Genomic DNA, 23695 nt, shown 5'->3' on the forward strand with positions numbered 1-23695 from the left:
CGAAAGCGGCGCGCTCAGCCCACGCTGAACGCGCCGCCCGGCGGCTCCGGCGACCGCACCGCGTCCGCGTCGGTCACGACGGCCGCCCCGGCCGCGAACCGCGCCAGCTCCTCCCCGTGCGCCACCCGCGCCGGGAAGGCGTCGGCGGCGGCCCGGCGCACGAGGGCCGCCACCGGGAGCTCGCCGTGCGAGGCCACGAGCACGGCGTTGCCGAAGCGCCTCCCCCGCAGCACCGAGGGCTCCACGATCAGGCACAGGTGCGCGAAGACCGCGCCGAAGGTCGCCACTTGGGAGCGGAGGAAGGCGAAGGGGGCACCGTCGGCGAGGTTGGCGGCGTAGCGGCCGTCGCGGCGCAGCACCCGGGCGGCCGAGCGCGCGAACTCCACCGAGGTGAGGTGGGCCGGCACCCGCGAGCCGCCGAAGACGTCGGCGACGATCACGTCGGCGGAGGCGTCGGCCGCCGCCTCCAGTTCCGTACGGGCGTCGCCGGCGCGTACGTCGATGCCGGAGTCCGCCCGCAGCGGGAGGTGTTCGGCGACCAGGGCGAGGAGGCCGCGGTCGGCCTCGACGACGCGCTGCCGGGAGCCGGGCCGGGTGGCCGCGACATAGCGGGGCAGGGTGAGCGCTCCGCCGCCGAGGTGCAGCACGTCCAGCGCGCGGCCGGGCTCCGCGGCGGAGTCCAGGACGTGGGCGACGCGCTGGGCGTACTCGAATTCGAGGTGCGTCGGGTCGTCCAGGTCCACGTACGACTGCGGGGCGCCGTCGACGGTGAGCAGCCAGGCTCTCGGGCTGTCGATGTCGGGCAGCAGCTTGGCGGTGCCGCAGTCGACGTCCTGGGTCACGGGTATGGGTTCGTCCACTCCCCCATTGTGCGGCGCCGGAGGGCCGGTTCCGGACCGAACGGCCCCGGTCACACCACCTCCCCCACGCCGATCGTGCGGCCGGCTTCGCGAAGGGTCAGCGGAACGCCCCGTTCGAGGGGTGCGGCGCGGTCCAGGGTGACCGTGAGGGTGAGCGGGCGGCCGGGGAGCGCGGGCCCGTGCGGCCCGAGGTCGACCGTGCAGGGTACGTCGGCCGTACGGAAGTGGAGTTGCGCCCGGCAGCCGGTGGCGAGCGGCCGGGAGCGGCCGCCCTCCGCCGCCGGCAGCAGGCGCACGCGGGCCCGGAAGCGGCGCCCGGTCAGGGCGCTTCCGGGCGCGGCGACGACATCGCCGCGGTGCACCTCATGGCGCTCCACCCCGCGCAGGAGCAGCGCGACGCTGTCCCCGGTCCGCGCGCCCGCCATGGGTTCGCCGAAGGTCTCCAGGCCGGTGACCTCGGTGCGGCGGGGTCCGCCGGGCCGCCCGACGACCTCGACGGCCGCTCCGGGGCGGACGGTGCCGCGCTCGATCGCCCCGGCGACGGCGGTGCCCCGCCCGGTGAGGGTGAACACCCGCTCCACGGGGAGCAGGAGGGGCCCGTCCGTGCGGCGCTCCGGTGTGGGCAGATAGGTGTCGACGGCGTCGAGCAGCGCCTCGATCGTGCCCGTCCAGCGGGGATCGCCGTCCAGGGCGCGCAGCGCGGAGACGCGGACGAGGGGGGTGCGGGCCCCGTCGTAGCCGTGCGCGGTGAGGAGCGCGCGGGTGTCCAGCTCGACGAGTTCGGTGAGCTCCGGCCCCCCGGCGTCCGCCTTGCTGAGGGCGACGACCAGGTGCCGTACGCCGGACTGGCGGGCGAGCAGGAGGTGCTCGGCGGTCCGCGCCCCGATGCCGTCGAGCGCGGAGACGACGAGGATCGCCCCGTCGAGCCCGGCCGTCGCGGCGATCAGGTGCTTGACGCGGTCGGCGCCGCCGGGCAGGTCGGCGTGGGCGTAGTGGCGGGTGCCGGTCTCGAAGGCGACGTGGGGGACGGGCGCGGCACCGGGGCGGCCGGGGGCCGGGCGGGTGCCGAGGAGCTGGGTGATGGCGGCGGTGAGCGTGGTCTTGCCATGGCCGGTGTGTCCCATGGTCGCGATGTTCAGGTGCGGCTTGGTGCGCACGTATGCCTGCTTGGGCATGGTTCCTTTCCCCGGGTGCTGTGGTGCGGTGCCTTCGCGCGGACCCCGGGGGCCGGGCCGACCCTTCCCTTCGGGGTCCGTGGAGCGATCCGGGAAGAGTCAGCGTCGCCTGTGGCCGTGGTGGTGCGGGCCCATGGCCCGGCGGGGGTCGGCGGCAGCCCCCGGCGCGCCCGCGGTGGCGGGCGTCGGCAGAGGGTGGGCAGGCCGGCACACGCTGTCGATGCTCGCGCACGGGGTGCGGGGCGTCGAATGGTTTTCCCTCGCAAGGGCGTTGGCGCTTCGCGCGGCCGCTCGGCGACACGCCCGGTACGCGGCGGGCGCGGTGTCCGGCGGGCGAACAGGGGACGACCGAATGTGCGCGTTCCGCACCGTCTCACCGGGATCACAGCGGCTTTACGGGCGCGTCGGTTAGGCTCCAGCGATGCTCGAATCCGCCGCGCCCGCCCCCGGTCCCGCAGGGCGCCGCGCCCGCGCGCCGCTGTCCCCTTGGTTCCGGCTGGGGCTGCTCGTCGCGCTGCTCGCCGGTGCCGCGGCGGCCGTGCTGGCGTTCCGGCCGGAGCGGCTGCTCGCCGACGGCTGGCCGCCGCACATGTCCGGCGGCGCGGCCGTGGCGCTGTTCGCCGGCGCGTACGGGCTGTGCACGGCGTCGTTCGTGCCGCGCCCGATCCTCAACCTCGCGGCGGGCGCGCTCTTCGGCGGTCCCCTCGGCACGGCGGCCGCCGTGGTGGGCACGGTGCTGGGGTCGGGGCTCTCCTTCGGGCTGGGGCGGCTGCTGGGGCAGGACGCGCTGCGGCCGCTGCTGCGCGGCCGCTGGCTGACGGCGGCGGACCGGCAGCTGAGCCGGCACGGCTTCCGGTCGATGATGGCGATCCGCCTGTTCCCCGGCGTCCCGTTCGCGGCCGCCAACTACTGCGCGTCGGTCTCCCGGATGGGCTGGGCGCCGTTCCTGCTGGCGACCGGGCTCGGCAGCCTGCCGAACACGGCCGCGTACGTGGTCGCGGGCAGCCACGCCTCCTCGCCGACGTCACCGGCGTTCCTCGCCGCCACGGCGTTCATCGCGATCACGGGGCTCGCGGCGGTGATCGTGGCGTGGCGCAGGAAGGGGCAGGCGCTGCGGGCGTCGCGTACGTAGGGCGTCCGCAGCACGCGGCGCCTGCCGGGCCGTCAGTTCTCGTCGATCTTCACGTTGCCCGAGCTGGTGCGGACGGAGAGCTTCGCGTCCGCGGACTCCTCCTTGCGCACCTCCACGTCGCTGCTGCCGGAGCTGGTGCCGGTCTCGACGTGGTACGTGCCGTGGGGCACGGTCAGTTCGACGTCCCCGGAGGTGGTGCGGGCGGCCACCGAGGCGGGGCGCCGGGCGAAGGACAGGTGCACCGGGCCCGAGGAGGCGGTCACGGTGGCCGTGGTGCCGGACAGTTCGCTCCCGGTGATCCGGCCGGAGTGGGTCCGCACGGCGAGCGGTCCGGTCAGGGCGGCGACGGTCACCTCGCCGGAGCTGGTGCCGATGTCCGCGCCGGCCAGGCCGTGCACCGTGACCGGGCCGCTGCTGGTGCCGAGTCTGGCGTGGGCGGCGGCGGGCACGGTCAGCTCGTAGTCGACGAAGCAGTTGTTGCCGCAGCCGCTGTGGAAGGTCAGCACGCCCGCCGAGAGCTCGTGGGTGGGCGTGGGTTTCGTGGGGCCTCCGTAGTGGAGGGTGCGGTGGACGGTGACGCCGGGGCCCGTGCCGGCCGTGATCTCGATGGCCCCTCCGCGGTTGCCGAGGATCTCGACGGCCGTCACGGGCCCCGTGACGGAGACGTCCTCGGTCGCCGTCTTCCTCGCGCTGTCCTCGAAGCCGCACCCGGCCAGCAGGAGAGCCGTGGCCGTGGCGAGGGCCGCGAGCCCCGGACCCCGCCGCCTTCCCCGTGCCCTGCGGTCCCCCGCCACCGGACGGGCTCGGTGCGGGAGGCGGTGGAACGTCTGAGGCATGGGGTGATTCCTTGGTGCGGAGGCGGCGGACAGGTACGCGGACGGGGGAACACAACGGGCGGTCGAGGCCCGGCGGTGCTGTCCTGGACACGCCCACACATCAGGTGTACACGCGAGGAGCAGACCCGTGATCCCCACCGACGACCTCTCCGATCCTGCCGTACGTGCCCTGGTGAACGCCATCAACGCCAACGACGCCGCCGCCTTCCGGGCCGCGCTGGCCCCCGGGGCGACGATGTCGGACGACGGCTCGGACCGGGATCTCACCCAGTGGGCGGACAAGGAGATCTTCTCCTCGCACGGGCACATGGACGTGGAGTCCGAGTCGGACGGCGGGCGCTCGCTCGTCGCGAACTACCGCAACGACACCTGGGGCGCGATGCGCACCCGGTGGCACTTCACCGTCGACGGCGGCGGCAAGGTCAGCCGCTTCGAGACCGGCCAGGCGTGACGCGCCGTCGGCCCTGGCCGGCGCGGCAGCGGGCCCTGGCCGCCGCGGCAGCGCTGGCCCTCCTGACCGCCTGCGGGGGCGGCGGGGGCAAGTCGGCCGGGCACACGGTGTCCCCGTCGGGAGCGGCCTCGTCGGTGGGCGGCACCCGTGTGGTGGCGTTCGAGGACACCTACGCGTACGACGACGGCCTGAAGGTCAAGGTGACCAGGCCGACGGCGTTCAAGCCGAGCGTCACCTCGCTCGGCCACCGGCCGGAGAACTCCCCCATCACCTTCATGGTGACGCTCACGAACGGCACCGAGCAGACGTTCCAGGTGACCGGACTGCTGGTCAATGTGACGGCCGGGGAGGGCGCCGACCGGGCCGAGCAGATCTTCGACACCGCGCGCGGCGTGGGCACCCCCTTGACCGGGCCTCTGGCTGCCGGGAAGTCCGCCACGGCCACCTTCGCCTTCGACGTGCCGCCCGCGAACACCGGCAGGGTCGACATCGAGGTCCGCCCGGACTTCGGCGAGAAGTACGACAGCGTCCACTGGGTCGGCCCGGTCCGCTGAGCGCGCGGAGGGTGACCGATCTCGCGTCCGCCGCCCGCCCCGCTCCTGCGAGAGTGGGACGATGACGAGCACTGACGACGACGCCGTACTCCTGCGCCGCGACGGCCGGGCGGGCCGCATCACCCTCAACCGCCCCCGCGCCATCAACGCCCTCACCCATGACATGGTGCGCCGCGTCGACGCGGCGCTCACCGCCTGGGAGCACGACGGCGCGGTGGCCACCGTCGTGATCGACGGCGCCGGTGAGCGGGGGCTGTGCGCGGGCGGGGACATCCGGCTCATCCACGACGACGCCCGCGCCGGCGGCGGCGCGGCCGCGACCCGGGCGTTCTGGCGGGACGAATACCGGCTCAACTCCCGTATCGCCGCCTACCCCAAGCCCTATGTCGCCCTCATGGACGGCCTGGTGATGGGCGGCGGCGTGGGCGTCTCGGCGCACGGCGGCGTACGGATCGTCACCGAGCGGTCGGCGATCGCCATGCCGGAGACGGGCATCGGCTTCGCCCCCGACATCGGCGGCACCTATCTCCTCTCCCGGGCGCCCGGCGAGCTGGGCACGCACCTGGCCCTGACCACGGCCCGGCTCGACGCGGGCGACGCCCTGCGCGCCGGCTTCGCCGACCACTTCGTCCCACGGGCCCGCCTGGCGGACCTCGCCGCGGCCCTGGCCGGCACGGACCCGGCCGCGGCCGTGCGCGCCCACGCCGTGCCCGCCCCGCCCGGCGCGCTCGCCCCGCATCAGCCGTGGATCGACCACTGCTACGCCGCCGACTCGGTCAAGGAGATCCTCGCCCGCCTGCGCGACTCCGGCGTCCCCGAGGCGAAGGAGGCCGCCGAGGCGATCGCCACGAAGTCACCCACGGCCCTGAAGGTCACCCTCGCCGCGCTGCGCCGGGCCCGGCGCCTGGCGACGCTCGACGAGGTGCTGGACCAGGAGTACCGGGTGTCGTGCGCGTCGCTCTCCGACCCGGACCTGGTGGAGGGCATCCGCGCCCAGGTGGTGGACAAGGACCGCCGCCCGCGGTGGGCACCGGCGTCGCTGGAGGACGTCTCCGCGGAGGCGGTGGCGCGGCACTTCGAGGGTTTGGGCGCGGACGAACTGGGCCTGGCCGCGCGGTAGATCACCCACCGGAGACGAAACCGGAGCCGCGCCCCGTCAGGGGCGCGGGGAACCGCGCGACAAGCCCCCACCGAACCCGCGGCCGCGCGCAGCGGCAAGAGGCACTCCGGTGGGCGAAACCGGACGTCCGGGGGCGAAGCCCCCGGACGTCACCCCGGCGGCACCCGGAACGCCGAAAGCAACCGCTCCGCCGCCGCGCTGGCGGGAAGCGTGCCGTCGCGGACCGCGGCCTCCAGGGAGGGAGCCAGCCGCCGCACGTCCGCGTGGGAGCGCAGCTCCGTCAGCAGCTGCTCGCGGACCATCGTCCAGACCCAGTCCACCTGTTGGTCACGGCGGCGCGCCGCCAGCTCGCCCGTCGCGTCGAGCACCTTCCGGTGCTGCTCCAGCCGCTCCCAGAGCGTGTCGAGGCCCGTGCCCTCGCGCGCGCTGCACGTGAGGACCGGGGGGGTCCAGGCCGCGTCGGGGGCCCGCAGCAGCCGTAGCGCACCGGCCAGTTCACGCGCGGCGGACTTCGCGTCGCGCTCGTGCGGGCCGTCCGCCTTGTTGACGGCGATGACGTCGGCGAGTTCGAGGACGCCCTTCTTGATGCCCTGGAGCTGGTCGCCGGTGCGGGCGAGGGTGAGCATGAGGAAGGTGTCGACCATGTCGGAGACGGCCGTCTCCGACTGGCCGACGCCGACGGTCTCGACGAGCACCACGTCGTACCCCGCGGCCTCCATCACCACGATGGTCTCGCGGGTGGCGCGGGCCACCCCGCCGAGGGTCCCGGCGGTGGGCGAGGGCCGGACGAAGGCGGCGGGGTCGACGGCGAGCCGCTCCATGCGGGTCTTGTCGCCGAGGATGCTGCCGCCGGTCCGGCTGGAGGAGGGGTCGACGGCGAGCACGGCGACCTTGTGGCCGAGCCCGGTCAGCATGGTGCCGAGGGCGTCGATGAAGGTCGACTTGCCGACTCCGGGCACGCCCGTGATGCCGATGCGCCGGGCCGCGCCCGCGCGCGGCAGCAGCTCGGTCAGCATCCGCTGGGCGGCCTCCCGGTGGTCGGCGCGGGTCGACTCCACGAGCGTGATGGCGCGGGCGACGGTCGCCCGCCTGCCGTCGAGCACACCCTTGACGTACGCGTCCACATCGATGCTGCGCGCCATGGGCTCACAGCTCGTGGCCGAGGACCCCGGCGAGGGTCTTCAGCAGGTCGTGGGCGGCGTCGGGGATGACGGTGCCGGGCGGGAAGACCGCGGCGGCGCCCATCTCCCGCAGTGGCTGGACGTCCTGCGGCGGGATGACGCCACCGACGACGATCATGATGTCCTCCCGGCCCTGCTCGGCCAGTTGCTCGCGGAGGGCGGGCACGAGCGTGAGGTGGCCCGCGGCGAGCGAGGAGACGCCGACGATGTGCACGTCGGCCTCCACCGCCTGCCGGGCGACCTCCTCGGGCGTCTGGAAGAGCGGGCCGACGTCGACGTCGAAGCCGAGGTCGGCGAAGGCGGTGGCGATGACCTTCTGGCCGCGGTCGTGGCCGTCCTGGCCCATCTTGGCCACCAGGATGCGCGGGCGCCGGCCGTCCTCCCGCTCGAACGCCTCGACCAGCGCGCGGGTGCGCTCGACCCCGGACGACTGCCCTGCCTCTTCGCGGTACACACCGGAGATCGTACGGATCTGCCCGGCGTGCCGTCCGTAGACCTTCTCCAGGGCGTCGGAGATCTCGCCGACGGTCGCCTTGGCGCGGGCGGCGTTCACGGCCAGGGCCAGCAGATTGCCCTCCAGGCCCGCGCCGGGGCCGGAGCCGGCCGCCGCGGTCAGGGCGCGCAGGGCGTCCTGGCAGGCGGCCTCGTCACGTTCGGCGCGCAGCCGCCGCAGCTTCTCGATCTGCTGGGCGCGCACGGAGGAGTTGTCGACCTTGAGGACGTCGATCTGCTCGTCGCTGTCGACGCGGTACTTGTTGACGCCGATCACCGGCTGCCGGCCGGAGTCGATGCGGGCCTGGGTGCGGGCGGCGGCCTCCTCGACGCGCAGCTTGGGGATGCCCGCGTCGATGGCCTGGGCCATGCCGCCCGCGGCCTCGACCTCCTCGATGTGCTGCCAGGCGCGGCGCGCGAGATCGTGGGTGAGCTTCTCGACGTACGCGCTGCCGCCCCAGGGGTCGATGACCCGGCAGGTGCCGGACTCCTGCTGGAGGAGGAGCTGGGTGTTGCGGGCGATGCGGGCGGAGAAGTCGGTGGGCAGGGCCAGGGCCTCGTCGAGGGCGTTGGTGTGCAGGGACTGGGTGTGCCCCTGGGTGGCCGCCATGGCCTCGACGCAGGTCCGCGCGACGTTGTTGAAGACGTCCTGCGCGGTCAGCGACCAGCCCGAGGTCTGCGAATGGGTGCGCAGCGAGAGCGACTTGGCGTTCTGCGGCTCGAAGCGCTTGACGAGCCTGGCCCACAGCAGCCGGGCCGCGCGGAGCTTGGCGATCTCCATGAAGAAGTTCATGCCGATCGCCCAGAAGAAGGACAGGCGCGGCGCGAAGGCGTCGACGTCGAGCCCGGCGTCGATGCCCGCCTTCAGATACTCCACGCCGTCGGCGAGGGTGTAGGCGAGTTCGAGGTCGGCCGTCGCCCCGGCTTCCTGGATGTGGTAGCCGGAGATGGAGATGGAGTTGTAGCGCGGCATCTTCCGCGAGGTGTACGAGAAGATGTCGGAGATGATCCGCATGGAGGGCCGGGGCGGATAGATGTAGGTGTTGCGGACCATGAACTCCTTGAGGATGTCGTTCTGGATGGTCCCGGCCAGCTTCTCGGGCGGAACGCCCTGTTCCTCGGCGGCGACGATGTAGAGGGCGAGGACGGGCAGCACCGCGCCGTTCATCGTCATCGACACGCTCATCCGGTCCAGCGGGATGCCGTCGAAGAGCTGCCGCATGTCGTAGATGGAGTCGATGGCGACGCCCGCCATGCCGACGTCGCCGGTCACGCGCGGGTGGTCGCTGTCGTAGCCGCGGTGGGTGGGCAGGTCGAAGGCGACGGAGAGGCCCTTCTGACCGGCCGCCAGGTTGCGGCGGTAGAAGGCGTTGGACTCCTCGGCCGTGGAGAAGCCCGCGTACTGCCGGATGGTCCACGGCTGGTTGACGTACATCGTGGGGTACGGCCCGCGGAGGTACGGCGCGATGCCGGGGTATGTGCCCAGGAAGTCCACTCCGCGCAGGTCGTCCGCGGTGTAGAGCGGTTTGACGCCGATGCCCTCGGGGGTCTCCCAGACGAGGTCCTCGGGGCTGTGGCCGGTGCTCTCCTTGAGGGCGGCCCGCCAGGGTCCGGGGTCGGCGGGGGCGCCGTCGGCGGGGCCGAGGTCGATGCCGGTGAAGTCGGGGATGGGCATCACGCCACTCCCATGCGGTCGAGGACGGAGGTGAGGACGGTGACGGCGTCGCCGCCCGCGAAGACGAACTCGTCGACTCCGGCCCGTCGGTAGGTTTCCTGCTGTGCGGCGTCGGGGCGGCCGGCGAGGAACACCCGGGCCGCGCCCGCCTCCTTGAGCGCGGTGGCGACGGCCTCGGCCTGGTCGGCGTAGAGCTTGTCGCTGGAGCAGAGGCAGGCCACGCGGGCGCCGCTGCGGGCGAAGGCCTCGGCGGCGGTGTCCGCGTCGACGGTCACCGGGTCGTGGACGGGCTCGATGCCGCCCGCCTGGAAGAGGTTGGCGGCGAAGGTGGCCCGGCCGGTGTGCGCGGCGGCGGGTCCGAGGGCTGCGAGGAAGACGCGGGGCCTGGTGCCGGTCACGGCCAGGTGGGCGTCGGAGCGGGCGCGCAGCGCTTCGTACGCCTCGTCGCGGCGGACCGTGGGCAGGCCGCCGCCGGGGGCGGCGGGCGCGGGTTCCCGGGGCACCGGCTGCTCGCCGAGGCTGGGGAACTCACTGACGCCGGTGATGGGTTCGCGGCGGGTGGCGAGGTCCTCGCTGCGCTGCCGCCAGGTGTCGGCGAGGCGTTCGGCGATCAGCCCGGAGCGCAGCGCGGCGGCCTGGCCGCCGGCCCGCTCGATCTCCTGGAACCAGGCCCAGGCGGCGTGGGCGAGTTCGTCGGTGAGCCGTTCCACGTACCAGGAGCCGCCGGCGGGGTCGATGACCCGGGCCAGGTGCGACTCCTCCAGGAGGATGGAGGAGGTGTTGCGGGCGATGCGGCGGGCGAAGGCGTCGGGCAGGCCGAGGGCGGCGTCGAAGGGCAGGACGGTGACGGCGTCCGCGCCGCCCACGCCGGCGCCGAGGCAGGCGATGGTGGTGCGCAGCATGTTCACCCACGGGTCGCGGCGGGTCATCATGACCGACGAGGTGACGGCGTGCTGGCGCTGCGCGGCGCCCGCGGTGGTGGCTCCGCTGACCTCCGCGACGCGGGCCCACAGGCGGCGGGCGGCGCGGAGCTTGGCGATGGTGAGGAACTGGTCGGCGGTGGCCGCGTAGCGGAACTCCAGCTGGGCGCACGCCTGGTCGACGCCGAGTCCGCGGTCGGTGAGGGCGCGGAGGTAGGCGACGCCGGTGGCGAGGGAGGCGCCCAGTTCCTGGGCGGCCGAGCCGCCGGCGTCGTGGTGGGGCAGGGCGTCGACGGTGAGGGCGCGCAGGCCGGGGCGGTCGCGCAGGCAGCGGGCCGCGAGGTCGGCGGCCACCGCGAGTCCCTCGGACGGGTCGGCGTCCGTGCCGGTGCGGGCGAGGGTGCCGAGCGGGTCGGCGCCGAGGTTGCCGGTGGCCGTGCGCTGGACGCCGTGCTCGTCGTGCAGGCGCAGCAGTTCGCGGGCGGCCGCCTCGGTGTCGGGCCCGGCGTCGAGGACGACGGGGGCGAGGTCGAGGTAGACGCCTTCGAGGGCGGTGGCGATGCCGCTGACGGGCAGGCCGTGGGCGCCGGCGGTCAGCCAGAGGGAGGTGACCCCGTTCTCCAGGTCGGCGAGCACGGCCTCGTTGGCGCGCCGGGGGTCGGGGTGGGCGTGGCGCTGGCGGACGTCCCAGCCGGAGACGGCCGTTCCCTCCGCGCGTCCGCCGCGGACGAACGGGTGGAATCCGGGGTAACCGGGTGCGCTGGGCGCGTCCTCCGCGGTGTAGAGGGGGCGGGTGGCGAGCCCGTCCTGGAGCGGGGTGGTCAGCGCGCCCTCGGCGGCCGAGCCGGATGCATCCGATGTGCCCGCTTTGCGCAGCACGCCCTCCACGAGGCGCTGCCATTGCTCGCGGGTGGAGTCCGGGAACTCGGCGGCCAGGGGGAAGCCTTCGTCTGGCAGGACCGTCATGGGGGAAGGCTAGGGGAGCACCCGCGTCCGGCAGCAGCCCATACGGCTGTGACCTTGACCTCTTCGCTTCCGCGGAACGTACGGCGGATTGACCGTCCCCTCGGCCGCCCCGTGCGCTCAGCCGTCTTCTCCCGCCCGCTCCTCCTTCCCTTCCGGCCCTTCCGGCAGGATGAATTCGCACCAGACCGACTTGCCGGTGCCGCGCGACTCCACGCCCCAGACGTCCGCGAGCCGGTCGACCAGCAGCAGGCCGCGCCCGGAGACGCCCGACTCCCCCGGCTCGCGCCGCCTCGGCAGGGCGCTGGACTTGTCCTCGACCTCGGCCCGTACCCGGCGTTCGGGTCCCGAGAGCATGCGGATGGTGACCACGGCGGGGCCGTCGGTGTGCAGCAGGGCGTTGGTGACCAGCTCGTCGGCGACCAGCTCGATCTCGTCGGAGCGCTCCCGGGCGCCCCAGGACCGCACGGCCGCGCGGATCATGTGCCGGGCGGCCTGGAGCGCTTCGGGGTCGGCGGGTGCGATGTGCTGCTGGAGGCGGCTGCCGCTGCGGGTGGTGGCGCCGTGGCGGCGCAGGAGAAGTACGGCCGTGTCGTCCTCGCCGACGCGTTCCTCGACGATGTCGCAGAGGCGGTCGGCGAGCTCGTGGAGGTCGTAGGGGCCCTCGCGGACGATGTCGGAGAGCAGCCGCATGCCTTCGTCGAGGTCGGAGCCGGGCTGTTCGACGAGGCCGTCGGTGAAGAGCAACAGGGTCTCGCCGGGCTCGAGTTCGACGGTGGTCACGGGGTAGTCGAGGCGGCCGAACTCGGCGGAGAGGCCGAGCGGCAGCCCGCCGGCGACGGGGAGTCTGCGGCAGGTGCCGTCGTTGTGCCGCAGCAGCGGGTCGATGTGCCCGGCGCGGACGAGCTGGACGAGGCCGGTGGAGAGGTCGGCCTCGGCGTAGGCGCAGGTGGCGAAGCGGTCGGTGTCGAGCTCGTGGAGGAAGGTGGAGGCGCGCGCCATGATCGTGGCGGGGGCGTGGCCCTCGGAGGCGTACGCGCGCAGGACGATGCGCAGCTGGCCCATGACGGCGGCGGCGTGGGTGTCGTGGCCCTGGACGTCGCCGATGACGGCGCCGACCCGGCCGCCGGGCAGCGGGACGGCGTCGTACCAGTCGCCGCCGATGTCCCGGCCCATGCGCGCGGAGCGGTAGCGCACGGCGATCTGCGCGCCGGGGATCTCGGGGATGCGCCGGGGCAGCATGGACTGCTGCAGTCCCTCGGCGAGGTCGTGCTCCTGGTCGAAGAGCATGGCGCGGGCCAGGCTCTGGGCGAGGCTGCTGCCGAGGGCGATGAAGAGGTTGCGTTCCTGGCGGGTGAAGCCGCGTCCCTCGCGGTAGAGGAGGCCGAGGGCGCCGATGGGGCGGGCCTGGGCGATCAGCGGGAGGTAGGCGGCGGAGCAGATGCCGATGTCCTCGATGTTCTCCCAGAGCCAGGGGTAGTGCTCGGCGAACTCCTCGGGGGATTCGATGAAGCGGGGCGAGAGGGTGCGGATGACCTCGCTCATGGGGAAGTTGTCGTCGATCCGGGTGTAGCGGGTGCCGGGGATGTAGTGCTCCTCCGGTCCCTCGGCGACCATGTGGATGCGCCCGGACTCCAGCAGGCCGAGGACGAGGAGGTCGGCGCCGAGGTGCCGCACGGCGCGGGAGTCCTTGAAGAAGTCGATGACGTCCTGGACGGTCCGCGCGTGCGCGAGGGCGGCGGTGGTGGTCTCGACGACGGTGGTCTGGTCGCGGTGCTCCTGCTGCGGCTCGTGCGGCTCGGCGGCGTGCCGGAGCTCCTCGGTGGCGTCGCGGACGATCCCGATGATGCGGCGGGGGCGGCCGGCGCCGTCGCGCAGGATCCGGCCCTGGGTGTAGGTCCAGCGCAGGCCGCCGTCGTCGTCGCGTACGCGGTAGTAGGTGCCGTACGTCTCGCTGCCGTCCTTCATGGCCCGGGCGACGAGGCTGTCGAGCCGGGCGGCGTCGGCCCGGGGCAGGTGGCCGGCGAGGCCGGAGATCCGGCCGTCGAATTCCTCCGGGGGGAGGTTGAGGAGGCCGAGCGCCACGGCGTCCAGGTGCAGCCGGCTGCTGTCGAGGTCCCAGTCGAAGCTGCCGACGCGGTGGAGGGCAAGGCCCACTTCCGGGCGAGCGGGCCATTCGTCCGGCAACGAAGCGCCCGGGACGGCGGCAGGCGTCGCTCCCCGATCAACCATAGAGCCACTCTGACACCTTTTGCCTGTTTCTTCGATGTGACTGTGTGCTTCGGTGGTACGGATACGCCATGGAGTGGTTCACGGCCTCGGGGTACTGGCTGAGCAGGCTGGTCCTCCAGCGGGCGCTCGCCGCGGTCTACCTGGTCGCCTTCCTGGCGGCCCTCCTCCAGTTCCGCGCGCTCATCGGCGAGCGGGGCATGCTGCCGGTGCCGCGCTTCACCCGGAGAGTGCCCTTCCGGCGCGCGCCCGGGGTCTTCCACCTCCACTACTCGGACCGTTTCTTCGCGGGGTGGACGGCCCTCGGTGCGCTGTTGTCGGCGGCGGTCGTGGCGGGCGGCGCGGAGGCGGTGCCGCTGTGGGCGGCGATGCTGATGTGGGCGGCGCTGTGGGCGATGTATCTGTCGGTCGTCAACGTGGGCCAGACCTGGTACGGCTTCGGGTGGGAGTCGCTGCTGCTGGAGGCGGGATTCCTCGCGGTCTTCCTCGGCAACGCGCGCACGGACCCGCCCGTGCTCGTGCTGTGGCTGATGCGCTGGCTGCTCTTCCGCGTCGAGTTCGGCGCGGGGCTGATCAAGATGCGCGGGGACAGCTGCTGGCGGGATCTGACGTGCCTCTACTACCACCACGAGACCCAGCCGATGCCCGGCCCGCTGAGTTGGTACTTCCACCGCCTGCCGCGGCCGCTGCACCGGGTCGAGACCGGCGCCAACCACGTGGCCCAGCTCGTCGTCCCGCTCGCCCTCTTCACCCCCCAGCCCGGCGCGAGCGTCGCGGCGGGCGTGATCATCTGCACCCAGCTCTGGCTGGTCGTCTCCGGCAACTTCGCCTGGCTCAACTGGCTGACCATCGTGCTGGCCTTCTCCGCGGTCGACGGCGCGGCCCTGGCGGACCTCCTCGCCCTTCCCCGGCACGCGCCCCTGGCCGGGCCGCCGCTGTGGTTCGAGGTCCTGGTCCTCGCCGCGACGGCCCTGGTGGCGGTGTTGAGCTGGTGGCCGGCCCGCAACATGCTCTCGCACCACCAGCGGATGAACATGTCCTTCAACGCCCTGCACCTGGTCAACACCTACGGCGCGTTCGGCAGCGTCAACCGCCGCCGCCACGAGGTCGTCGTCGAGGGCACCGACGAGGAGCGGATCACCCGGGACACCAAGTGGCGGGAGTACGGCTTCAAGGGCAAGCCCGGCGATCCCCGGCGGCTGCCGCGCCAGTTCGCGCCGTACCACCTGCGGCTCGACTGGATGATGTGGTTCGCCGGGATCTCCCCCGCGTACGCCGAGCCGTGGTTCGGCCCCTTCGTGGAACGCCTGCTGGTCAACGACCCGGACACGCTGCGCCTGTTGCGGCACAACCCCTTCCCCGGCACGCCGCCCACGCATGTGCGCGCCCGGGTCTACCTCTACCGCTTCACCACCCGGCGGGAGCGGCGGGAGACCGGCGCCTGGTGGCACCGGACGCTCGAACACGAATTCCTGCCGCCGGTGGCCCTGCGCCGCTGACGCCCCGCCCTGCCGCGCACCGCCCGCGCCTCAGCGCGGTGCCAGCCCGCACAGCTCCAGCTCCGCCGGGGTGATCGAGGGCCCGGTCTGCGCCCGGCCGCCGGGCCCGCGTGCCACCCCGAGCGCCACCGACGGCCTGACCAGGTGCGTCACGGGAGCGGAGAGCGTCATGACGTCCATCAGCGCGCGCAGCACCAGGGGGTCGCCGGTCGCCGCCCACATCATGCGCTGGGTGTAGCCGCGCAGCAGCCGGGCCGCCGCGGGCGGCCTCTTGCCGATCGCGCCGGGGTAGTTGATGTCCTCCCCGGTGGCCAGGTCCCAGGCGCCGCCCGTCACCCGGGCCACCGACCGCTGGATCCCCCGGGCCAGGCCCGGGGAGTCGAGGTCGGCCTCCCGCAGGGCGTCCCGCAGCACGGCGGCGCTCTGGGCGGCCACGGACATGCCGTGTCCGTAGACCGGGTTGTAGGTGGCGACCGCGTCGCCCAGCGCGACGAAGCCCTCGGGCCACGAGGGGAGGTTCTCGAAGAAGCGGCGCCGGTTGAGGGTGCTGCGGGTGACATGGACGTCCGTGAGGGGCTCGGCCCGGTCGATCAGATCGGCGATGAGCGGGTCGCGCAGGGCGCGGGTGAAGGGCTCGAAGTCCTCGGCGCTGCGCGAGGGTTCACCGCCACGCGTGCCGGAGACGGTGACCAGCCAGCGGCCGCCCTCGACGGGCAGCATCGTCGCGCCCTGGCCGGGCCGCCGCGCGCGGGGGTCGGGCTGGACACTCACCACGGGGAAGCCCTCGGTGCCCGGCGGCGCCCGGAAGATCCGGGTGGCGTAGACCAGGCCGGAGTCGACGGTCTCCTCATGGACGACCGGCAGCCCGAGGTCCGTCAGCCGCCGGGCGGCCTGGGAGCCGCGGCCCGAGGCGTCGACGACCAGGTCCGCGCCGAGCTCCCGCGCGGTGTGCTCCCCGGTGTCACGGACCCGCACGCCCGTGACCCGGCCGCTGTCGCCCAGCAGCGCCACCGCCTCCGTGCCGTCCCGCAGGACGACGCCGGGCTGGGCGAGCACCTGCTCGCGGACCACCAGGTCGAGCAGGTCGCGGGTGCAGGCCAGGAGGAACTGCGTGCCCGGCAGCCGCGGGAACCACCCCCACGGGCCCAGCACCACCAGACCCGCCGTCAGCGCCATCCGCCGGGCGCCTGCGGCGAGCCAGCGCTCCAGCGTCCCGGGCAGCAGCGCGTCGACGGCCCGGGCCCCGCCGGACATCAGCAGGTGGGCGTGGCGGGCCTGCGGCAGGCCCTTGCGCGGGTGGGCGCCGTCGGGCATCCGGTCGCGGTCGACGATCACCACCTCGCCGACATGGCGGGCGAGGACGGACGCGGCCAGCATCCCGGCCATGCCCGCGCCCAGGACCACCGCGCGGCCGCCGGGGCGGGGGGCACTGCTGTTGTGGGAGGCACTCATGCCGGAACCCTCCCCTGGCGGACCGGGCGTTACGCACGCGCTCACCCGCCGCCGCACGGGAGTGCGCGCCGCCCCGCGATCCCGCACCGTGGGGACTGGAGGCGGCCGACGAGTCGAGGCGGTGGCAGTCATGGACCCGGTGGAGGCCCTGGACCGGATCGCGTTCCTGCTGGAGCGCGCGCAGGCGCCCACGTATCGGGTGAAGGCGTTCCGTACGGCCTCCGAGGTGATCGAGTCGCTGCCCGCGGACGAGGTGCGGCGGCGGGCGGAGTCCGGCTCGCTGACCGAGGAGAAGGGCATCGGGCCGAAGACGGCCGCCGTGGTGGCCGAGGCGCTGAGCGGTGCCGTCCCCGGCTATCTGGCACGGCTGGAGGAGGAGGCCGCCGAGCCGCTGGCCGAGGGCGGCGAGAGCCTGCGGGCGCTGCTGCGGGGCGACTGCCACCTGCACTCGGACTGGTCGGACGGGGGCAGCCCGATCGAGGCCATGGCCCGCGCCGCGCGCTCGCTCGGGCACGAGTGGGCCGTCCTCACCGACCACTCCCCCCGCCTGACCATCGCCCGCGGGCTGTCACCCGAGCGGCTGCGCGCCCAGCTCCGCGTCGTGGCCGAGGTCAACGAGCGGCTCGCCGCGGAGGGCGGCGGATTCCGGCTGCTCACGGGCATCGAGTGCGACATCCTCGACGACGGCTCGCTCGACCAGGAGCCGGAGCTGCTGGAGGAGCTGGACGTGGTGGTCGCCTCCGTCCACTCCAAGCTGCGCATGGACGCCGGCAGCATGACCCGCCGGATGGTCGCGGCCGTCGCCAACCCGCTCGTCGACGTCCTGGGCCACTGCACCGGACGGCTGATCGGCCACCGCCCGGAGTCGGACTTCGACGCGGCGATGGTCTTCGCCGCCTGCGCCCGCTTCGGCACGGCCGTGGAGATCAACAGCCGCCCGGAGCGGCTGGATCCACCGCGCCGGCTCATCCGGCAGGCACGCGACGCGGGCGTGCTGTTCTCCGTCGACACCGACGCCCACGCCCCGGGGCAGCTGAACTGGCAGGTGTACGGGTGCGCGCGGGCGGAGGAGTGCGGTGTACCGCCGGAGCGGGTGGTGACGACGTGGCCGCTGGAGCGGCTGCTGTCCTGGACCCGGGCCCGGTGATCCGCCCCTTCGCACCCGAGCTGCGCCCGCACCCGTTCACCACGATCATCGAAGACATGGGCGCCCTCCTCCCCGCGATCCAGCCGATGCTCGCCACCTCCGCCCCGCTGCCGGCCGAGGGCGACGACGCCGACTGGGCCTTCGAGGTCAAGTGGGACGGCGTACGGTGCGTGGTCGAGGCGCCCGGCGACGGGAGCCTGCGGCTGGTCACGCGGGCCGGCAACGACGCGACCGTCACCTACCCCGAGCTGCGCGCGCTCGGCGAGCGGTTCCGGCGCCGGGCCGCGGTCCTCGACGGCGAGGTGGTGGTGCTGGGCGCCCAGGGGCAGCCGGACTTCGGGCTGTTGCAGCGCCGGATGGGCGTGCTGAACCCGCGCCGCGCGGCACAGCTGGCCATGGAGTACCCCGTCCATCTGATGCTGTTCGACGTCATGTTCCTGAACGGCCGCCCGCTGCTGGCCACCCCCTACCTCGACCGCCGGGCCACCCTCGCCGCGCTGGGCCTGGGCGGGCCGCACTGCTCGGTGCCCGCCCACATGGAGGGGCACGGGCGAAAGGCGTGGCAGGCCACCTTGAAGGCGGGCTACGAGGGCGTCGTCGCCAAACGGCTGGCCTCTCCCTACACCCCGGGCGTCCGCTCACCTGAATGGCGCAAGACCAAGCACGTGAACACCGTCGACGTGATCATCGGCGGCTGGACGGAGGGCCGCGGCATGCTCACCGGGCTGCCCGGCGCCGTCCTCGTCGGGCTGGCCGAGCCGGCCGGTCTGCGCTGCGTCGGCTCCGTGGGCTCCGGCCTGTCCGAGCGGGAGCGGCGGGAGCTCGCCCGCTATCTTGAGGTGCTCGCGCGGCCCGGCCCGCCCTTCGCGGGCCCGGTGGACGTACCGGCCGCGCACTGGGTCGAGCCCAAGCTCGTCGCCGAGATCACCTTCTCCGGCTGGACCCCCGCGGGCCATCTGCGGCATCCCGTCTGGCACCGGCTGCGGCCGGACCTGACCCGGCTGGGGTGACCGTCACGGCAGCGCGGCGCGCGTGGCGTCGCCGGTGAGCGGGGCCAGCAGGTCCCCGTAGTCGGCGACGCGGTCCAGGACCTGCTCGGGGGTGAAGGCGAGTTCGCCCGGCTCGCGGCAGGCCGCGACCTCGTCCCAGGTGACCGGGGCGGCCACGCCGGGCCGGTCGCGCAGCCGGACGGTGTAGGGCGCGGCGGTGGTCTTGGCGCTCGCGTTCTGCGACCAGTCGATGAGCACCTTGCCCCGGCGCTCCACACGGGCCATGGAGACCACGACCAGCCCGGGGTGTTCGCCCATCATGCGGGCGGCCAGCTCCTTGGCGTAGGCGGAGACGGTGCGCCCTGACGCGGGCCGCAGCGGGGCGTAGAGGTGCAGGCCCTTGGAGCCGGAGACGACGGCGTGGGCGGTGAGGCCGTCGTCGTCGAGGAGCTGGCGCAGCCGCTGGGCGACGCGGCAGCAGACGACCAGGTCGGTGCCCGGCCCGGGGTCGAGGTCGAGGACGAGGCGGTCGTGCGCGCCGGGCCCGGCGGCGGCCGTCCACTGGGGCACGTGGAACTCGTACGCCCCGAGGTTGGCCATGGCGATCAGGGCGGCGGCGGAGTCGACGACGACCTGCTCGGTGACCCCTTCGCGGTGTTCCACCGGGACGAGCGGCACCCAGCCGGGCACCCCGCCGGGCGGGTTCTTGGCGATCCAGGACTGGCCCTTCGGCCCCTCGGGCGCGCGGACGAAGGAGGCCGGGCGGCCGGCGGTGTGGGGCACCATCACCGCGGCGGCCTCGGCGTAGTAGCGCAGCACCTGGGCCTTGGTGTGTCCCGTGGCGGGGAAGAGGACGCGGTCGAGGTGGGTGAGGGAGAGCCGGTGTCCCTCGATCTCCACCGCCTGCCTCTCCGAAGATGCGGGCATAAGGTAGGAATTCCCCCTGGAGGGAAGAAACTATGCGAACCATGTGGAAGGGTGCAATCGGCTTCGGGCTGGTCTCGGTGCCCGTACGGCTCTACGCCGCGGTCCAGGAGCACGGCGTCAAGCTGCACCAGGTCCACGACGCGGACGGCGGGCGCATCCACCTGAAGCGGGTCTGCGACGCCTGCGGCGAGCAGGTCGACTACGAGCACATCGCCAAGGGCTTCGAGGACGACGAGGGCCACACCGCCGTCGTCACCCAGGAGGAGCTGGCGGGGCTGCCGCTGCCCAGCAAGAAGCTCATCGACGTCCTGGCGTTCGTGGACTCCGCCCGCATCGACCCGCTCCAGCTGACGAGTTCCTACTACCTGGCCCCGGAGAGCGCCGCGGCGAACAAGCCGTACGTCCTGCTGCGCGAGACCCTCAAGCAGACCGACCGGGTCGCCGTGACCAAGATCGCGCTGCGCACCCGCGAGTCGCTGGCGCTGCTGCGGGTCCACGGCGAATTGCTGACCCTCCACACGATGTACTGGCCCGACGAGATCCGCGACAGCGCGGGCCTGGCCCCGCCCGGCTCGGTGACCGTGCGGCCGCAGGAGCTGAAGATGGCCACGAGTCTGATGGACACGCTGTCCGAGGACTTCGACCTCGAGGCGCTGGAGGACGAGTACGAGGTCGCCCTCGGCGAGCTCATCTCGGCCCATCTCGCCGACAGGCCCGCGCCGTCCAGGAAGGGCACGACTCCGGCACCGGACAACGTCATCGACCTGATGGCCGCTCTGCAGGCGTCCATCGATACGGCCGCGAAGAAGCCCGCGGAGGAATCGGGGAAAGCCCGGCCCGCCCGGAAGGCGGCGCGGGCCCCGGCGAAGAAGGCGGGCGCCGAGAAGGGGACGACCGCGAAGAAGACGGCATCCTCGGCGGCCTCTTCCCGGGCCGGAAAGACCACGGCGAAGAGCACCGCCAAGAGCACCGCCTCCACGGGCTCCACCGGCAAGGGAACGAAGAAGGCCGCGGCGCGGAAGACCGGCCGCCGCGCCTCCTGACGCGCCCCCGCCGGGCTCACCCCTGGGCTGTCACCGGCGACTCCACCTCCTCGGGAGCGACGGCCAGCTCGGTCTCGACGCGGACCGTCTCGATCAGGCCGTCCGCGCCGCACTTCTCGGCCAGGGCCAGCCCCTCGCGGAACCGCTCGGCGGCCTTCTCGGCCAGCCCCGCCCTGCGCAGCGCCACACCGTGGTCGACCAGCGCGGCCGCGAACTCGTACGCGCAGGGCGACCTGCGGAGGTGGGTCACGGCCTGGTCGAGCTTGGCCAGCGCCTCGGCCGGCTCGCACACCGCGGCCGACCGGCGCAGCGCCTCACCGACGGCGGTGTCGGTGCCGAACCGGGCGGCGTGCCGCACCGCTTGCCCGGCGAGCGACCGGGCGCGCTCGGGGTCCTCGGGCGCGACCGCGTCGGCCAGGTCGAAGGCCCACGGCGCCCAGAGGGTGTGGTGCCTGCCGCGCTCCTCCAGCCTGCGGCCCGCCGCCTCCAGCTCGGCGATCGCCTCCTTGGTGCGCCCGCGGGCGAGCAGGAGCCGACCGGCCAGGCAGGCGGCGTCCGGGATGACGATCGCCGGTGAGTAGGGCGCACGGAATCCGTTCTCCTCGGCGACCGCCTGCGCGGCCTCGACCTGGCCGCGGGCCAGCAGCGTGTCGATCAGCAGGTAGGTGCCGTCCCACTGGATGGGCAGGTCGGGACCGAGGCGGTTGGCCAGCCTGAGCCCGTTGCGGATCAGCTTCTCGGCCTCCACCAGCTCACCGCGGCGCCGGTGTGCCAGGCCCAGGAAGTGGTGGGCGAACGCGAGATGGGCACCACGCCAGCCGGAGAGCTCGAAGTCGTGCACGGCCTCGCTGAAGAGTTCCTCCGCCTGGTCGAGCCGGTCCGCGTAGGCGTAGGTGATGCCGATCATGCTGGGGAGCTCGAAGCCCCACTGGCTGTTCGTCCAGTCCAGGCCCTTGGGCAGCCGCCCGTCCACCATGATGCGGTCGAGGAGTTCGACGACGTGGACGGCGTCCTCGCTGCGGATCATGCCGTCGAAGGCGCGCAGCGCGAGCAGCGCGCGCTCGGAGTTGTCCCGGCCGGTCAGGTGGTCGGCGAGCTCGGCGATCCGCCGCGACCGGCCCTGGGAGTCCTGCTCCTCGACCTGGATGCCCTGCCACAGATAGTGCGCGGCCTGGAGCCGCATCCTGCCCGGCCCCGGCGGGGTGTGCTCGGCCTGGACGGCGACGACTTGCGCCGCCTCCTGGAGCTGGTTGTTGTGGGCGTACGCCTGGGAGAGCCGGAAGGTGGCGTCGACCCGCAGCTCATCGGTGAGGTGCGGCAGGGCGAGCGCCGTCCTGAGGTGGTTGACGGTGGTGGGCGGCGACGTCAGCAGGGTGGCGCAGCCCAGTTCGTACAGCAGCGAGGCCCGCTCCTCCTCGGGCGGGGGCTCGTGCAGCGCGCGCTCCAGACAGCGGCGGGCCGCGTCGGGGGCGCCGACGGCGAGGTGCTCACGGGCCGCCACCCGCAGCTGTGCGACCAGCTCGGCGTCGTCGTCGGGGTGGACCTCCAGCAGGTGGCGGGAGGCGGCGGCCGCGCCCTGTCCGGCGTCGGTGACCGCCCAGGCGGCCTGGCCGTGCATCGCCGTGCGGGTGGCCGCCGGGATCGCCCGGTAGAAAGCGGTGGCGATCAGCGGGTGGACGAACTCCAGGCGGTCGGTGCCGCTGAGGATGCGGGCCTTGCGCAGCTTGTCCGCGCACTCGTCGGCCTGCGCGGGACCCATGGCGGCGAGGTTCGCCGCCATGGTCGGCGAGATCTCGGTGCCGAGGACGGCCGCGGCGAACGCGAACCGCAGGACCGGGGCGCCGAGCTGCTCGACGGCGGTCACCAGGCCGCTGCCCCGGGTCTCCGCGCCGAGGTCGCGCAGCAGGGAGGCGGACTCCTCGATCGGTGTCAGCTCGCGGTCACGGGACTTGGCGATCAGCTCGACGGCCTCGTAGGGATTGCCGCCGGTGACCGCCCAGACCTCACGGCAGAACGGGGCGTCGGCCTCGTCGCCATAGGCCTTGTGCACCAGCCGGGCGACGGCGTCGGGCGTCAGGGCCCGCAGCGCGACGGGCCGGGAGGAGCGGCCCTCGACCAGGTCGCGGAACGCCGGTGTGTGCTCGGGAAGTTCGGCCGGGCGGTAGGCGATGACCGCGAGCATCGGCGTCTCGCGCAGCCGCGCGGCGAAGGAGGTCAGCCAGGCCAGCGACTCGGCGTCGGCCCAGTGCGCGTCGTCGATGACGAGGAGCACCGGCTCGTGGATGGTGGCGAGTTGGGTGATGAGCCAGTCGAGTCCGTCGCGGACGCCCTGGGGGTCCTGCGGCCCGATCGGCGGGGCGATGTCGAGCGCCGGGCCGGCGATGTCGTACCAGCCGCTGAGCAGTTCCTTGCGCGCGTCCGACGACATCCCGGCCAGGAGCGGCTGGACCAGCTGCCGCACGACGTTGAACGGGACGGACCGCGCGGACTCGCTGCCGCGGGCGAAGAGCACCGTGCACTGGCAGCTCTCCGTGGCGTATCGCCGGACCTCGGTCAGCAAGGCCGTTTTGCCGAGGCCCGCTTCGCCGCTGTAGAGCAGCAGGCCACCGAGCCGGGTCCTCCCTTCTTCGACGTGCCCGCACAAGCGGTGCACGGCCTGCACCGCGGTCTTGAGCTCGAGCTCACGCTCGAACAGGGCGGCGGATGCGTTCTGTTCACGCTGAGGCCCTGACATGGCGTTGTCTCCCCGGAGGATGTGGTGGAGCGAGCCTAACCCCGTCCGCGGGACCAGGGGCAGCGTTCGACAGAGGCACCACCCGGGAGCGTGACCTTCAGGCCGGGGCCGGAACCGGCCGGAAGGCGATGTCCGAAACTGATCGAAATCTTATTCAGGCAATTCGTAAGCGTTTTCGGAATTCACCTCGCAGCGCATTATGCAGGCTTTCGAATTCCCTCGTCAGGCCAATCAGCGAATATGACAACTTCACGCCGGAGCGCCGCGCGACAGGCTACGCTCCAGACGCGCAACGGGTCGTGACGACCACGACACG

The 23695-nt window shown here is 73.9% G+C and carries 18 protein-coding genes; 8 read left to right on the forward strand and 10 right to left on the reverse strand.

Annotated elements, in window-relative coordinates; genetic code table 11:
* Nucleotides 1–14: 14 nt before the first annotated feature.
* Nucleotides 15–860, reverse strand: coding sequence for a spermidine synthase (locus ACZ4A5_RS07875; protein WP_467579608.1), 846 nt, complete (start codon nt 858–860; stop codon nt 15–17).
* Between the two features lie 50 nt (nt 861–910).
* On the reverse strand, nt 911–2035 hold the full coding sequence (locus tag ACZ4A5_RS07880) for a GTP-binding protein (RefSeq protein ID WP_467579611.1): 1125 nt from the start codon (nt 2033–2035) through the stop codon (nt 911–913).
* 421 nt (nt 2036–2456) lie between these two features.
* On the opposite strand from ACZ4A5_RS07880, the gene ACZ4A5_RS07885 reads away from it, so the two are divergent.
* The gene (locus ACZ4A5_RS07885; RefSeq protein WP_467579614.1) at nt 2457–3167 is read left to right on the forward strand and encodes a TVP38/TMEM64 family protein; all 711 of its coding nucleotides are present in this window, start codon (nt 2457–2459) and stop codon (nt 3165–3167) included.
* A gap of 32 nt (nt 3168–3199) precedes the next feature.
* On the opposite strand, the gene ACZ4A5_RS07890 is transcribed toward ACZ4A5_RS07885, so the two are convergent.
* Nucleotides 3200–4003 (reverse strand): DUF4097 family beta strand repeat-containing protein, encoded by an 804-nt coding sequence (locus ACZ4A5_RS07890; RefSeq protein ID WP_467579617.1) that lies wholly within the window; start codon nt 4001–4003, stop codon nt 3200–3202.
* Nucleotides 4004–4130: 127 nt separating this feature from the next.
* Between ACZ4A5_RS07890 and ACZ4A5_RS07895 the strand changes: the two genes are divergently transcribed.
* The 3 genes from ACZ4A5_RS07895 (at nt 4131) to ACZ4A5_RS07905 (ending at nt 6128) form a co-directional block, all read left to right on the forward strand.
* The gene (locus ACZ4A5_RS07895; RefSeq protein WP_467579620.1) at nt 4131–4454 is read left to right on the forward strand and encodes a nuclear transport factor 2 family protein; all 324 of its coding nucleotides are present in this window, start codon (nt 4131–4133) and stop codon (nt 4452–4454) included.
* Entirely contained in the window at nt 4451–5008 is a 558-nt protein-coding gene (locus ACZ4A5_RS07900) for a hypothetical protein (RefSeq protein WP_467579623.1), read from the forward strand. Before ACZ4A5_RS07895 ends, ACZ4A5_RS07900 begins: the two co-directional genes overlap by 4 nt.
* 61 nt (nt 5009–5069) lie before the next feature.
* The gene (locus ACZ4A5_RS07905; protein ID WP_467579625.1) at nt 5070–6128 is read left to right on the forward strand and encodes an enoyl-CoA hydratase/isomerase family protein; all 1059 of its coding nucleotides are present in this window, start codon (nt 5070–5072) and stop codon (nt 6126–6128) included.
* Between the two features lie 149 nt (nt 6129–6277).
* On the opposite strand, the gene meaB is transcribed toward ACZ4A5_RS07905, so the two are convergent.
* From meaB to ACZ4A5_RS07925, 4 genes are all read right to left on the reverse strand, one after another.
* Nucleotides 6278–7270 carry a methylmalonyl Co-A mutase-associated GTPase MeaB gene (gene meaB, locus ACZ4A5_RS07910; RefSeq protein WP_467579628.1) on the reverse strand — a complete coding sequence of 331 codons (993 nt, stop codon included), beginning with the start codon at nt 7268–7270 and terminating at the stop codon, nt 6278–6280.
* Between the two features lie 4 nt (nt 7271–7274).
* Entirely contained in the window at nt 7275–9476 is a 2202-nt protein-coding gene (scpA, locus tag ACZ4A5_RS07915; protein ID WP_467579631.1) for a methylmalonyl-CoA mutase, read from the reverse strand.
* A complete protein-coding gene (gene mutA, locus ACZ4A5_RS07920) occupies nt 9476–11362 on the reverse strand; it encodes a methylmalonyl-CoA mutase small subunit (protein ID WP_467579634.1) in 1887 nt (628 codons plus the stop codon). The genes scpA and mutA overlap by 1 nt, the downstream gene beginning before the upstream one ends.
* Before the next feature lie 117 nt (nt 11363–11479).
* On the reverse strand, nt 11480–13591 hold the full coding sequence (locus ACZ4A5_RS07925) for a SpoIIE family protein phosphatase (protein ID WP_467579637.1): 2112 nt from the start codon (nt 13589–13591) through the stop codon (nt 11480–11482).
* A gap of 68 nt (nt 13592–13659) precedes the next feature.
* On the opposite strand from ACZ4A5_RS07925, the gene ACZ4A5_RS07930 reads away from it, so the two are divergent.
* Entirely contained in the window at nt 13660–15087 is a 1428-nt protein-coding gene (locus ACZ4A5_RS07930) for a lipase maturation factor family protein (RefSeq protein ID WP_467579640.1), read from the forward strand.
* A 30-nt stretch (nt 15088–15117) separates the two neighbouring features.
* Here ACZ4A5_RS07930 and ACZ4A5_RS07935 read toward each other — a convergent pair whose 3' ends face one another.
* Nucleotides 15118–16539 carry an NAD(P)/FAD-dependent oxidoreductase gene (locus ACZ4A5_RS07935; protein ID WP_467579643.1) on the reverse strand — a complete coding sequence of 474 codons (1422 nt, stop codon included), beginning with the start codon at nt 16537–16539 and terminating at the stop codon, nt 15118–15120.
* A 130-nt stretch (nt 16540–16669) separates the two neighbouring features.
* Here ACZ4A5_RS07935 and ACZ4A5_RS07940 point away from each other — a divergent pair, with 130 nt between their 5' ends.
* Together ACZ4A5_RS07940 and ligD (ACZ4A5_RS07945) are read left to right on the forward strand one after the other, a co-directional pair.
* Entirely contained in the window at nt 16670–17686 is a 1017-nt protein-coding gene (locus tag ACZ4A5_RS07940; RefSeq protein WP_467579739.1) for a PHP domain-containing protein, read from the forward strand.
* A gap of 56 nt (nt 17687–17742) precedes the next feature.
* The gene (gene ligD / locus ACZ4A5_RS07945; RefSeq protein WP_467579742.1) at nt 17743–18696 is read left to right on the forward strand and encodes a non-homologous end-joining DNA ligase; all 954 of its coding nucleotides are present in this window, start codon (nt 17743–17745) and stop codon (nt 18694–18696) included.
* A 3-nt stretch (nt 18697–18699) separates the two neighbouring features.
* Here ligD (ACZ4A5_RS07945) and ligD (ACZ4A5_RS07950) read toward each other — a convergent pair whose 3' ends face one another.
* Nucleotides 18700–19602: a non-homologous end-joining DNA ligase gene (gene ligD / locus ACZ4A5_RS07950; protein WP_467579647.1), complete on the reverse strand. Its 903-nt coding sequence runs from the start codon at nt 19600–19602 to the stop codon at nt 18700–18702.
* A gap of 41 nt (nt 19603–19643) precedes the next feature.
* Here ligD (ACZ4A5_RS07950) and ku point away from each other — a divergent pair, with 41 nt between their 5' ends.
* Entirely contained in the window at nt 19644–20645 is a 1002-nt protein-coding gene (gene ku, locus ACZ4A5_RS07955) for a non-homologous end joining protein Ku (protein ID WP_467579650.1), read from the forward strand.
* A 16-nt stretch (nt 20646–20661) separates the two neighbouring features.
* Here ku and ACZ4A5_RS07960 read toward each other — a convergent pair whose 3' ends face one another.
* Nucleotides 20662–23379, reverse strand: a complete 2718-nt coding sequence (locus ACZ4A5_RS07960) for an ATP-binding protein (protein WP_467579653.1) — start codon at nt 23377–23379, stop codon at nt 20662–20664.
* Between the last annotated feature and the right edge of the window lie 316 nt (nt 23380–23695).

Source organism: Streptomyces sp. NPDC025618 (genome assembly GCF_055558795.1).

Bases quoted from the DNA above. Each gene is read 5' to 3' on its own strand.
- ACZ4A5_RS07880 (WP_467579611.1), bottom strand. From the start codon at position 2,035: ATGCCCAAGCAGGCATACGTGCGCACCAAGCCGCACCTGAACATCGCG.
- ACZ4A5_RS07885 (WP_467579614.1), top strand. From the start codon at position 2,457: ATGCTCGAATCCGCCGCGCCCGCCCCCGGTCCCGCAGGGCGCCGCGCC.
- ACZ4A5_RS07890 (WP_467579617.1), bottom strand. From the start codon at position 4,003: ATGCCTCAGACGTTCCACCGCCTCCCGCACCGAGCCCGTCCGGTGGCG.
- ACZ4A5_RS07905 (WP_467579625.1), top strand. From the start codon at position 5,070: ATGACGAGCACTGACGACGACGCCGTACTCCTGCGCCGCGACGGCCGG.
- meaB (WP_467579628.1), bottom strand. From the start codon at position 7,270: ATGGCGCGCAGCATCGATGTGGACGCGTACGTCAAGGGTGTGCTCGAC.
- scpA (WP_467579631.1), bottom strand. From the start codon at position 9,476: ATGCCCATCCCCGACTTCACCGGCATCGACCTCGGCCCCGCCGACGGC.
- mutA (WP_467579634.1), bottom strand. From the start codon at position 11,362: ATGACGGTCCTGCCAGACGAAGGCTTCCCCCTGGCCGCCGAGTTCCCG.
- ACZ4A5_RS07925 (WP_467579637.1), bottom strand. From the start codon at position 13,591: ATGGTTGATCGGGGAGCGACGCCTGCCGCCGTCCCGGGCGCTTCGTTG.
- ACZ4A5_RS07930 (WP_467579640.1), top strand. From the start codon at position 13,660: ATGGAGTGGTTCACGGCCTCGGGGTACTGGCTGAGCAGGCTGGTCCTC.
- ACZ4A5_RS07935 (WP_467579643.1), bottom strand. From the start codon at position 16,539: ATGAGTGCCTCCCACAACAGCAGTGCCCCCCGCCCCGGCGGCCGCGCG.
- ACZ4A5_RS07940 (WP_467579739.1), top strand. From the start codon at position 16,670: ATGGACCCGGTGGAGGCCCTGGACCGGATCGCGTTCCTGCTGGAGCGC.
- ligD (WP_467579742.1), top strand. From the start codon at position 17,743: ATGGGCGCCCTCCTCCCCGCGATCCAGCCGATGCTCGCCACCTCCGCC.
- ligD (WP_467579647.1), bottom strand. From the start codon at position 19,602: ATGCCCGCATCTTCGGAGAGGCAGGCGGTGGAGATCGAGGGACACCGG.
- ku (WP_467579650.1), top strand. From the start codon at position 19,644: ATGTGGAAGGGTGCAATCGGCTTCGGGCTGGTCTCGGTGCCCGTACGG.
- ACZ4A5_RS07960 (WP_467579653.1), bottom strand. From the start codon at position 23,379: ATGTCAGGGCCTCAGCGTGAACAGAACGCATCCGCCGCCCTGTTCGAG.